Genomic DNA, 12,042 nt, shown 5'->3' on the forward strand with positions numbered 1-12,042 from the left:
GCTAAATTTACCCTAAAAATTACTCTTCATAGAAATTCGCCAAAGTGTTTTAGACAGGTTAGAATGCTTCGTACAAAGGGAAATAAATTTTCTTACACGACATTCCTAGATGGATTAACCTCCTAAATGGAAAGTAAGGAAAGGAGATATGGGTATTACTCGTATCTTGATATGCAACATAGCTAGAAACCAATAATGCTATGGGCATGATATGTATGTAACCTGAGTTATCTTGTTACTTTTTATTTTTATAATTACACACAGGGCTTTACCATTATGTCTGCTTCTATTGTAAAGAAACGGCCGTTGAGTCGTTATATTAAAGATTTTAAACACAGCCAAACGCATTGTGCTCATTGTAATAAAACTCTGGACCGAATCTCTTTAGTTTTCAACGACGCTATCTTGAATAAAGAAGCTATTGCTGAAATGACGGAATTGGTTGATGAGTCAACATGGAATGAACTACAAGGTAAATTTACGGCACTTTGCCGTTTTTGTAGTGAAATTTACTGTAATAGCAATACTGATTATTTCGACATTATGTCTTTCAAACAGTATCTATTCTTACAAACCGAGATGAGTCATAGCACTGTTCGCGAGTATGTTGTTCGCCTGCGCCGCTTAGATGAACTACTCTCTTCATCTAACTTTTCTATGAAAGGTTTTACTGCAAGTAAAGTACAAGAACAGTTAAGTGATAAAATGACTGATTCTGCATTTAGCAATTACAATATTGCACTGCGTAAGTATGAGCAATACTTAAGCTGGCAGTCTGCAAGTAACTAATAATAGCTAAGACGATTAAGTGTAGTTATTTATACGTACACGTTTAAGTCAGATGATAATGAAATAGGTGCCCAAATAGGCACCTATTATTTTTTGTAGCGAATAAAGTATATTAGATATAAATTATACAATTATAGATTTAATTTTATTCAACTGTTATAGATGAATAAAAAATACTTAAATAGTATTAAATAAAGTAAGTAAATTAATTTTATAGATAATAAAAAATAGAAAAATAAAAATAGTAGTGAATTGAGTGGTAAGCTGATAAATAAAAGGAATATGGCAGCATAAAATGAAAAGATGTAATAAAAGTCTGAGCCCAAAGATAACTTGAGCTCAGACTTTTTTGCATTTTATCCGATAGTCATCAGGCTTGCATTACCTCCCGCCGCAGCGGTATTTACGCTCAGCGAGCGTTCATGAACTAAACGCTCAATCAGTAAGTTTGTTTCACCGCGTTCGAAGCCTTGTACGGAAATAATCGGCCCTTTCCGTTTAGCAATAGTTTCACAGACGTGTTTAAGTTGATCACAATCACCGTGGTAAATAACGCCCTCGATGGATTCAACATAATTTTGCCAATCTTTTGTGAAAGCGATAGTTTTACGAACCTTTTCTGGCAGCGACTTAAATAGTTTCTGGTGTAATTCACTATCAGACCACAGAGTCTGGCACCCACTGGCAAGAACAGCAGCAAGCTGAATTAAACAATCTCGCTCGTTATCACTGAGGCATAATATGGTGCCTCGAGGACGTAAGGTATAAGTGTTCCTTTCTCCCGTAGGTCCCGGTAACAGGCGGGATGTCCCAGCTTGAGTTAAACGTGCAAATTGCTCAATGATAGCTTGATCAATCCCAATTTGCTGTTTTTGTACCCATTCGGAGAATGCTTCAAATGGTGCTAATAACTCAGTTCGAGCACTCGCATCCATTGGTAGATGATTATCTTGTTGCTCTAGTGTTTTGCAGATAGCATTTTCTGGACGTTCACTCAGTAAACGGTATAAATATAGAGGGCCTCCCGCTTTGGGTCCTGTACCAGAAAGGCCTTCACCACCAAAAGGTTGTACACCAACAACCGCACCCACCATATTACGGTTAACATACAGGTTGCCTACTTTGGCTTTAGCGACGACTTTATTGATGGTTTCATCAATACGAGTATGTACACCCAATGTTAATCCATAGCCCGCTTCATTGATTTGATCAACGAGCTGCCCTAGCTCATCTCTTTTAAAGCGAACCACATGCAGAACAGGACCAAAAATTTCTTTTTTTAACTCGCCAATATTATCGAGTTCAATTAGGGTTGGCTTGACATAGGTTCCTTCAGCTTGCTCTTGCTGATCTTGGCTATTATCAAACGCCGCTTGGAATACCATCTTGCCTTTGCTGCGCATTTGTTGGATGTGTTGCTCGATATTTTCTTTCGCTTCACTATCAATGACCGGACCAATATCCGTAAAAATATGCTCTGGATTGCCCATACGACACTCTTCCATCGCACCTTTAAGCATACGAATGGTACGTTCTGCAACATCTTCTTGGACGCATAAAATGCGTAAGGCAGAACAACGTTGTCCAGCACTATCAAATGCAGAAGCCACAACATCAGTAACGACTTGTTCTGTTAATGCAGAAGAATCGACGATCATGGCGTTTAAGCCACCCGTCTCTGCAATTAATGGAGTAGGGCGACCTTGGGCATCTAAGCGCCCAGCAATATTACGTTGAAGTAAACCAGCAACTTCCGTTGACCCCGTGAACATAACCCCACGAACACGCTGATCACCGACTAATTTTGCTCCGATAGTTTCCCCTTTGCCCGGCAAAAACTGTAAAACTTCTCGAGGGATCCCCGCTTGGTGCATGATAGCGACAGCAATTGCACCAATCAGTGGTGTTTGCTCTGCGGGTTTAGCTAAGACCGTATTACCTGCCGCCAGTGCAGCCGCAATCTGTCCTGAGAAAATGGCCAGAGGGAAGTTCCAAGGGCTAATACATACAACCGGACCAAGGGGACGATGGGTATTATTATCGAAATCTTCGCGGACTTGTGTTGCGTAGTAATTTAAGAAATCAACAGCCTCTCTGACTTCGGCAATGGCATTGGCATAAGTCTTACCTGCTTCACGGACGAGAACATCTAATAAAGGTTGTAATTGTTGCTCCATGATGTCAGCTGCACGTAATAAAATAGCTGCACGTTCCGACGGCGGTGTAGCAAACCAAATTGCACCAGCATCGGTTGCCATATTCAACGCATGCTCAGCTTCTTGTTCTGTTGCTTCTCGTACTTTACCTACAATATCGCGAGAACATGCCGGGTTAATTACAGATATTGCATCTGGAAGCGGTTGCTCACTCGTGAAGTTACCGCCGAGTAGCGGTTCTGCTGTTTTATCTTGTGCTGCCGAATTAAGTAGGGCACTCGACAAAGAGGCTAGGCGATGCTCATTGGACAAATCAAGCCCCATGGAGTTGACGCGTCGAGAACCGTACAAATCTCGTGGTAATGGAATTTTGGGATGTGGTAAACCAATTTGTCCTTCCACTTTTGAAAGCTCACGGACATCTTTGACTGGGTCGGCAACCAATTCATCTAAAGGAATTGTGGCATCCGCAATTCGGTTTACAAAAGAGGTATTAGCCCCATTTTCTAAGAGTCGACGCACTAAGTAAGCTAGCAGGGTTTCATGGGTTCCCACTGGTGCATAAATGCGGCAAGGGCGGTTGAGTTTGCCATCAGCGACTTTTCCAACCACTTGTTCATACAGCGGTTCACCCATTCCATGTAAACATTGGAACTCATATTGACCTGGATAGTAGTTTTTACCTGCTAATTGGTAGATCGCAGAGAGAGTGTGCGCATTGTGGGTCGCAAATTGTGGGTAAATTAAATTAGGGACAGAAAGTAATTTGCGAGCACAAGCTAGGTAAGAGACGTCGGTATAAACCTTGCGTGTATAAACAGGGTAGCCTTCAAGGCCGTCAACCTGAGCACGTTTAATCTCACTATCCCAATAAGCGCCTTTTACTAAACGGATCATCAGTCGGCGTTGGCTACGCTCAGCTAAGTTAATAATCGAGTCGATAACAAATGGACAGCGTTTTTGGTAAGCCTGAATTACAAAGCCAATTCCGTTCCAGCCTGCTAATTTAGGTTCAAAACACAGTTTTTCTAGTAGATCTAAAGAGATTTCTAAACGGTCGGCTTCTTCTGCATCAATATTAATTCCAATATCATATTGGTGAGCTTGTAAAACTAATGAGAGCAAGCGTGGGTAGAGTTCATCCATCACACGGGAATATTGCGCTCGGCTGTAACGAGGATGTAGTGCCGATAATTTAATTGAAATTCCTGGGCCTTCATAAATTCCGCGGCCGTTAGAAGCTTTGCCTATGGCGTGGATGGCTTGCTGGTAAGACACCATATAATCTTGGGCATCTTTTTCAGTCAAGGCCGCTTCGCCGAGCATGTCATAGGAATAACGGAATCCTTTATCTTCTAATTTACGCGCATTGGTGAGAGCTTGGGCGATGGTTTCACCCGTAACAAATTGTTCGCCCATCAGGCGCATTGCCATATCAACCCCTTTACGCACCAGCGGCTCACCACTTTTACTAATGATGCGATTTAACGAGGTTGATAACTTGGCTTCATTGTGGGTAGAAACCAATTTACCGGTAAATAATAGCCCCCAAGTTGCAGCATTCACAAACATAGAGCTGCTTTGACCAACGTGGGATTGCCAGTTACCCGTACTGATTTTATCGCGAATTAAGGCATCACGCGTGGCTTTGTCAGGGATACGTAATAACGCTTCGGCGAGGCACATCAGCGCCACACCTTCTTGAGATGACAGTGAGAACTCTTGTAATAACCCTTGAACTAAGCCAGAACGCCCAATTCCATTTTTTTGATTGCGTAATTTCTCAGCGATAGAATAAGCCAGCTTATGGGCTGCTTCTGCTTGCTCTGGCGGTAATTCCGCTTGTTGCAATAACATCGGTACCGCTTGAGTTTCAGGGGTGCGATAGGCAGAGGTAATTGCCGAGCGTTTCACTGACTGAGGCAAAATATGCTCTGCGAACTCAAGGAATGGCTGAAAACTGGATTCACTTTGCGAAATTTCATCAGCAGATTGGCTATCTTTTGTATCCAAAACTGTTGATAATTCAGGTATAATTTGGTCGTTATCGAGTTGCTCTAAATAATTATAAATAGCTTGTTTAATAAGCCAATGCGATGTGCGATCAAGACGTTGAGTGGCTGCTTTAATGCGGTCGCGAGTTTCTTCATCAAGTCTCACACCCATAGTTGTTGTGCTACTCATCTTAATTCCTTCCGTTTCACTGATGTTAAATATCAATAGTTACACACCATTATGATGATGTTGCAACTTTGTGCAACATTGTTGGCGTGCTATGTGAAAAATATGTGAAACAACGCTTGTTTTTATGATGGATTAATAGCGAAGAGGAATGGGGATATATTAATTTCTTTATATATCATTGGGATGTATTTAATCTTTAATGTGTTGGAAGTTAATCAGTTAATTGAATATTTAACTTAAAAGTTTAACATTTGTGATGTGGCTTCTATTTATTGAATAAAAAATAGTTAATTTCTTGTTAAATTTAACTGAGTCTGTCTAGCATGATGTGGCAAGGTTATTTAGTTATTGCAACGCAAACAATCACAATATTACAGGGTGTGCGCCACAATTAATTGAATTTGTGCAACTAAGTGCAGCACCTAAGACCAGAAAGTTATCAGAGAAAATTATAAAGATAACTAAAAATTAAGACGTACTATGGAGACGACGGATGACTGTAAGCACTCCGATGATCATTATGTTCATCGTATACATTACCGGCATGTTATTAATTGGCTACTTAGCCTATCGTTCAACGAAAAACTTTGATGATTATATCTTAGGGGGGCGAAGTTTAGGCAGTGTAGTTACCGCATTATCTGCGGGCGCTTCTGACATGAGTGGTTGGCTTTTAATGGGCTTACCGGGCGCAATTTTTCTTTTAGGGATCTCAGAAAGTTGGATTGCGATTGGTTTGTGCTTAGGCGCATATCTTAATTGGTTGATTGTTGCCGGTCGTTTACGGGTACAAACAGAAAAAAACAATAATGCGCTAACATTACCGGATTATTTCACGAGCCGTTTTGAAGATAACAGTAAGATTCTACGCATTATTTCAGCGGTGGTTATTTTAGTTTTCTTCACCATTTATTGTGCTTCAGGTGTGGTCGCTGGCGGATTATTATTTGAAAGCACCTTTAACATTAGCTATGAAAAAGCACTGTGGTTGGGGGCATTAGCCACTATCGCGTATACTTTCCTCGGTGGCTTTCTTGCCGTCAGTTGGACGGATACAGTGCAGGCTTCATTGATGATTTTTGCTCTGATTTTAACTCCCGTTGTCGTGATTCTGTCTATGGGGGGGCTTGATACCTCGATTGCAGTGATTAAAGCTAAAAATCCTGAATATCTCGATATGTTTAAAGGGATGAATTTTGTTGCCATCCTTTCTTTACTTGGATGGGGATTAGGTTATTTTGGGCAGCCACATATTTTAGCTCGCTTTATGGCCGCTGATTCTCACCGTACGATCCGTTCAGCAAGACGTATTAGCATGACATGGATGGCGCTGTGTCTATGTGGAACGATTGCAGTAGGCTTTTTTGGTATCGCTTATTTTGAAAATAACCCTCAGCTCGCGGGTTCTGTTATGAAAAATAACGAGCGAATTTTCATGGAATTAGCGGGTCTTTTATTTAACCCATGGATTGCTGGAATTTTACTTTCTGCGATTTTAGCTGCCGTCATGAGTACGTTGAGTTGTCAGCTACTAGTTTGTGCAAGTGCTTTGACTGAGGACTTATATAAACCATTCTTCCGTAAGTCCGCTAGCCAAAAAGAGTTAGTATGGGTTGGTCGCGGGATGGTGTTATTAGTGGCTGCTGTCGCCATCTATATTGCACAAGATCCAAATAATAAAGTATTAAGTTTGGTGAGTAATGCGTGGGCCGGATTCGGAGCCGCATTTGGTCCCGTTGTTTTGATGTCGGTAACATGGAAGCGAATGACTCGCTGGGGTGCGCTGGCCGGAATGATCGTCGGTGCGGTAACCGTTTTAGTGTGGATGAAATATAAATGGTTTGATTTGTATGAAATTATTCCTGGCTTCATCCTTGCAACAATTGCTATTACGGTCGTAAGCTTGATAACGAAAGCACCGAGTGCAGCCGCACAAGCTCGTTTTGAAGAAGCGGAAGCTGAGTATAAACAGAAGTAATTGACGAAAGTCACAATCTAAAATAAAGAAGGCTGGAAGGAAATATTCCCTCCAGCCTTTTTCTTTATATAGTGAGTAAGGTATGCGTTATTGAATTTTACGACGCTTTACAATTTGGTATCCAATAAACAGAATAATAAACCACAGTGGAGTCGCGATTAAAGCTTGTCGAGTGTCATGCTGGAATGCCAGTAAGATCACCATAAACGCAAAAAAGACTAAACTGACCCATGACATCACGATACCTAATGGCATTTTATAATGGGATGATTCATGCTTTTCTGGGCGGTTTTTCCTAAAGTTCAAATAGCTAATGAGGATCATGCTCCAGATAAACATAAATAGGATGGCGGATACTGTTGTGACTAAGGTAAACGCATGCATGATATCGGGAATGAAGTAGATAAGTACAATACCGAAACTGAGGCAAATACAGGTAAATATTAACCCTGTTGCAGGCACCGCTTTTTTCGATAATTGACTAAATTGTTTTGGAGCATCCCCTTCTTTAGATAACCCAAATAGCATGCGGCTGGTGGAGAATACGCCACTATTTGCAGATGAAGCAGCAGAAGTTAAAACCACAAAGTTCACAATACTCGCCGCTGCTGGAAGACTGATCAGGACGAACATTTCAACAAAGGGACTCTTATCCGCCAGAATGGTTCTCCATGGTGTCACTGCCATAATGACGATTAATGATAAAACATAGAAGGCGATAATGCGGATTGGAATCGCATTGATTGCTTTTGGTAAGGATTTTTCAGGATCGCGGGTTTCGGCAGCAGCAGTTCCGACTAATTCAATGCCCACGAATGCAAATATGGCAATTTGGAACCCAGCAAAAAAGCCACTAATTCCCATTGGAAACATCCCACCATCATTCCAAATATTACTTAATGACGCAGTATGCCCTGTGGGGGACTGGAAATTCATGGCAATCAATGTACCGCCAACGGCAATTAATGCCACAATAGCGATGATTTTTATCATGGCAAACCAAAACTCTAGCTCACCAAACAATCTGACTGAAACAAGATTCAGTGTCAGCAGGGTGATGACACAGATAAAGGATGTCACCCATTCTGGAAAATTGGGAACCCAGAAACTGACGTACGCGGTTATCGCGATAATATCTGCTATTCCAGTAATTACCCAGCAGAACCAGTAAGTCCAGCCAACAAAAAATCCAGCCCAAGGTCCAATCAAGTCGGCCGAAAAATCGCTGAAAGATTTATAGTCAAGGTTGGATAGGAGTAGCTCACCCATTGCCCGCATAACGAAAAACAGCACAAAGCCGATAATCATATAGACAAAGATAATTGACGGCCCTGCTAGGGAAATGGTTTTACCCGAGCCCATAAAAAGGCCTGTTCCGATGGCTCCACCAATCGCAATTAATTGGATATGACGATTACTGAGACTACGTTTTAATTGGTTTCGGTCAGTAGAGGGCCGAGAGGTGTTTGTAGGTGCATTTTCTTCCATACTGTTATTTATCCGATAGTGATTATGATGTTAGCCAATGCTATTTTTTTAAGTTTTTGGCGGTGTTTGCGTGAAATATTGTGACATAAATCTCAATTGGAGTAAGAAAAAATTCACTGACAATCGGGAGTATGATTGTTAATAAAGCGATTATTCTCTTAAATTTAACATTGATAACTAAAAATTAACCTAAAGAATAAAAATAGCAGAATATTATTGACTGTACCAAATGTGAGGCGTTAAATAATTCTATTCGGGCTGTTAGCTCAGTTGGTAGAGTAGGCGACTCTTAATCGCTCGGTCTGGGGTTCGAACCCCCAACAGCCCACCAAGTTTTTAATGAGTTACGTGTTAATTGCGTTACTTATACATATCATTTGGGACATAGCCACTAAACGTTGTTCATAAATTAGATCAATCAATGAATAGAGGTCGCCGAGTGTGGCCTTTTTTATCCGATATACCCAACGCACAAACATGATAGATCAGGTTTATTTAAACTGATTATATGTATTCAGTCTGAATCTGAATGTAAATTGGAGTTTATATGAGCAGAGTTTCATTATCTAAAAAGTCCCCGAATGCATATAGTAAATTAATTGAGATTAGCAACCATCTTGATGAGCAAGCGGTATCTGTAGGCCTAGAAGAGGGATTTATTCATTTGTTGAAGTTGAGAGTATCTCAAATTAATGGATGTGCTTTCTGCGTGAGACTTCACACTCAAGATGCACAAAAATGCCAAATCAGTATTGATAAAATAGCATTGGTTCCAGTATGGAAGGAGGCTGATTACTTTACAGAGAAAGAAAAAGCAGCGTTCTTGTTAGTGGAGTCGGTAAACATGGTCCATGATGGCCATATATCTAATGATATTTACGAAAACGCTGCAAAATATTGGAGTGAGGATCAGCTAGCACTCATTGAATGGATATCTATCACGATAGGCGCTTTTAATCGTATTGCTATAGCAAGTCGTTATAGTGTAAAGCCATAACAATATAGATACTCCATGATATAAATTCTTCAAGGCTGCGCATTGCGTGGCTTTTTTTGTATACGCCGCCACAGAATTTTAATCATACACTGACTATGATTCATAGGGACCATACACGGTTTTAACTGTCGTCACGGTGACTAATTTTGAGGGATATGCCCCCGTACTAATACGGTACTTATGAGCATACAGACCCTGATATTATTCTCACAAAAATCTATACAAAAGCCGAGTGCGAAGAGTTATTGGAAAACGACTTAGCAATCGTCGCTAAATTGATTAGCGCTATAAATTGACCGCATAGTTGTGACTCAACTTTATTATCTCAATCTAGCCCGTCCTTGGGCTGGATGGTTATTTTTATAGTTTTAGCTAGTTTAAGAAAGAGTTAGATAGCTAGCTTTTTTACGGAGACTTTTGTTTCATAGCCGACTAAGTATAAGGCTTGCTCCAAAGCTTCAATTTTAGATGCATGCTGAATATCGAGCAGCCTCTCAATTTGCTGAGCATTGATATTAAGCTTACGGGCTAAATCTGCACGGCGAGTTTGTGTTTCTAAAATCGCATTATGTAGAGCGATTTTTAAGCAGGAAAGAATCGGTAAATGAACAATAAAAGCATTAGGAGCGGTATTTTCAGGGAGAGGAATAGGAGCTCGTAAAGAAATAAGCTCGGCAATTGCTGCTGTAAGAGTTTCTTCTGCTTCTAATTCAACATCTTCTTGTAAATAAGTTACACCTTGCACATCAGGAAAATCACAAAAATTAATTTCATATACCCCTTCGTCCTCAATAAATTCTACCACTGCTGAATAATCAAACATTTTCCTCTCCCATCGTTAATCTTATTTAAAAGCCATAGTATAAAACATTGTCAATTAATCAAAGATACAAGTGTTAATGAGATGAAAATGGTGCGTCATTATCCTCGGACTGTGTTTTTTTTCTTTTTTTACTAGGTGATTTTGATTAAAAAACAGCGTTTCATAACGAAACGTATTGTCTAAAAAATATGACAATTGTGAGCCAACTCTCAGTTTTGGCAATAAATTTTATCTGTAGATACAAATAATCAGAGGTTGTTTTTTGTACTTTTTTGGCATCGTATAATTTTTTAAATGATTCAACTGATAATATGTCTGCATCATAATTACTATAAGTAAATACCCTTAATTTTGTATTTCCCATGAAGTGATTTGTTAAAATAAAAGTATATAGTAACATTGAGTTATCATTTAGCTTTGTTACTATTCGTTAAGTAAAGAGATATGCAGGGAATGGTTGGCTAAGTTAAATTACTTACCAACATAAGTGATATTACAAGTTTTTGCTCATGCGTTTACACATATACATAGTAAATAAAAAATTTAGAGTGATTTTTGAACTGCCACCTTCTTCAGTGATTTAAAATCATCTTGAATATGACGTTTATTAATAAGCCATCATGCATAACTAATGCTGTGGCTTGAGTTTTTTGTTTTTAGAATAAAAACGAAAAATGTTTATTACATACCTGAAAAGTTAATTTATATAAAATATATTTGTCATACAAAAATAATAAAGTCGGTGATTAATATAGCAGATAGAGGTAAAAATCTATATTTACAGATATCTAACATTCACTCTATTCGGATAGAGTAAAAGATAAACTTAATTAATTTTTTTAATGTTATTTTTACTGGTTATTATTGGTACAGTTAAATTTATTTAATCAAACGTAATATGTGAATATTAATATGTATGACAAATTTAAGATGTATATTGCTAAGGAAATGATTGAATAATTTTGAATGATAGTGATTAATTTGATTAAAGGTATTGAAAAATAATGTTTAATCTTTCTACCTAACTTACCGATATTGATTGGGTTTTATAAAAGTCACTTTTATAGGGTAATAAAAAAGATTGATTTAGATCAATATTATGATTCCTGTGATGTGCTTGGGGTTTATTGCTTATAAATTCCCTATTTTAGAGTAATGGTTTGATTAAAATTCTGCTATTTGACTTAGGTTAAATTGAAATGTTGCAAATATTTTAGATAAGTAGGATTAAGATATAGTCGTAATAAAGAATTGTTAATATATAGATGGATAATTATGCCGATAGGATAAAAAGAAACATAAGTGTCTTGAATAGTTAATTTAGTTGTGCATAATAATTAACGGTTAAAAATGAAATCGGTATATTCTGACTTTTACTGAATCTGCTAATTTTTTGACCACTCGTTATTGTTTGTAGGTATTCAGGAAATATATTTAATTTAGGTTTGAATCTTTGTGTTTATATACTCCAAACTGGGTATTTCAACGGATCTCATGGGATAGTAACGGACTACGCTATCCAGATTTAATTATTCTTAATATTTAAAACATTGGCTAACACAATAGGCTCAAATTGATATTTGTTCTTTCTGCACATAGATGTTAATAATTATTCGAAAGGTATAAA

Annotated in this window: 6 protein-coding genes and 1 tRNA gene; 4 read left to right on the top strand and 3 right to left on the bottom strand. The window is 38.7% G+C overall.

Going from position 1 to position 12,042, the window contains the following annotated elements; translation table 11 throughout:
- Nucleotides 1-276: 276 nt before the first annotated feature.
- Complete coding sequence (fliZ, locus tag PR761_RS05385; protein ID WP_006813497.1) at nt 277-789, top strand: flagella biosynthesis regulatory protein FliZ; 513 nt, start codon at nt 277-279, stop codon at nt 787-789.
- 356 nt (nt 790-1,145) lie between these two features.
- Here the strand turns inward: fliZ and putA are convergent, their stop codons facing one another.
- Complete coding sequence (gene putA / locus PR761_RS05390) at nt 1,146-5,129, bottom strand: trifunctional transcriptional regulator/proline dehydrogenase/L-glutamate gamma-semialdehyde dehydrogenase (RefSeq protein WP_154611027.1); 3,984 nt, start codon at nt 5,127-5,129, stop codon at nt 1,146-1,148.
- A gap of 493 nt (nt 5,130-5,622) precedes the next feature.
- On the opposite strand from putA, the gene putP reads away from it, so the two are divergent.
- Entirely contained in the window at nt 5,623-7,107 is a 1,485-nt protein-coding gene (putP, locus tag PR761_RS05395) for a sodium/proline symporter PutP (RefSeq protein ID WP_006813494.1), read from the top strand.
- Between the two features lie 87 nt (nt 7,108-7,194).
- Here the strand turns inward: putP and cycA are convergent, their stop codons facing one another.
- Nucleotides 7,195-8,595 carry a D-serine/D-alanine/glycine transporter gene (cycA, locus tag PR761_RS05400; protein WP_154611028.1) on the bottom strand — a complete coding sequence of 467 codons (1,401 nt, stop codon included), beginning with the start codon at nt 8,593-8,595 and terminating at the stop codon, nt 7,195-7,197.
- Nucleotides 8,596-8,850: 255 nt separating this feature from the next.
- Between cycA and PR761_RS05405 the strand changes: the two genes are divergently transcribed.
- Nucleotides 8,851-8,926 (top strand) — tRNA-Lys (locus PR761_RS05405).
- A 216-nt stretch (nt 8,927-9,142) separates the two neighbouring features.
- Entirely contained in the window at nt 9,143-9,592 is a 450-nt protein-coding gene (locus PR761_RS05410; protein WP_006813454.1) for a carboxymuconolactone decarboxylase family protein, read from the top strand.
- 388 nt (nt 9,593-9,980) lie between these two features.
- Here PR761_RS05410 and PR761_RS05415 read toward each other — a convergent pair whose 3' ends face one another.
- Nucleotides 9,981-10,415 carry a hypothetical protein gene (locus PR761_RS05415; protein WP_006813453.1) on the bottom strand — a complete coding sequence of 145 codons (435 nt, stop codon included), beginning with the start codon at nt 10,413-10,415 and terminating at the stop codon, nt 9,981-9,983.
- Nucleotides 10,416-12,042 lie beyond the last annotated feature (1,627 nt).

Source organism: Providencia sp. PROV210, assembly GCF_028479445.1.
Taxonomy (GTDB): Bacteria; Pseudomonadota; Gammaproteobacteria; order Enterobacterales; family Enterobacteriaceae; genus Providencia; species Providencia rustigianii.

Excerpts from the sequence above, each read along its gene's own strand:
- fliZ (WP_006813497.1), top strand. The coding sequence starts at position 277 with ATGTCTGCTTCTATTGTAAAGAAACGGCCGTTGAGTCGTTATATTAAA.
- putA (WP_154611027.1), bottom strand. The coding sequence starts at position 5,129 with ATGAGTAGCACAACAACTATGGGTGTGAGACTTGATGAAGAAACTCGC.
- putP (WP_006813494.1), top strand. The coding sequence starts at position 5,623 with ATGACTGTAAGCACTCCGATGATCATTATGTTCATCGTATACATTACC.
- cycA (WP_154611028.1), bottom strand. The coding sequence starts at position 8,595 with ATGGAAGAAAATGCACCTACAAACACCTCTCGGCCCTCTACTGACCGA.
- PR761_RS05410 (WP_006813454.1), top strand. The coding sequence starts at position 9,143 with ATGAGCAGAGTTTCATTATCTAAAAAGTCCCCGAATGCATATAGTAAA.
- PR761_RS05415 (WP_006813453.1), bottom strand. The coding sequence starts at position 10,415 with ATGTTTGATTATTCAGCAGTGGTAGAATTTATTGAGGACGAAGGGGTA.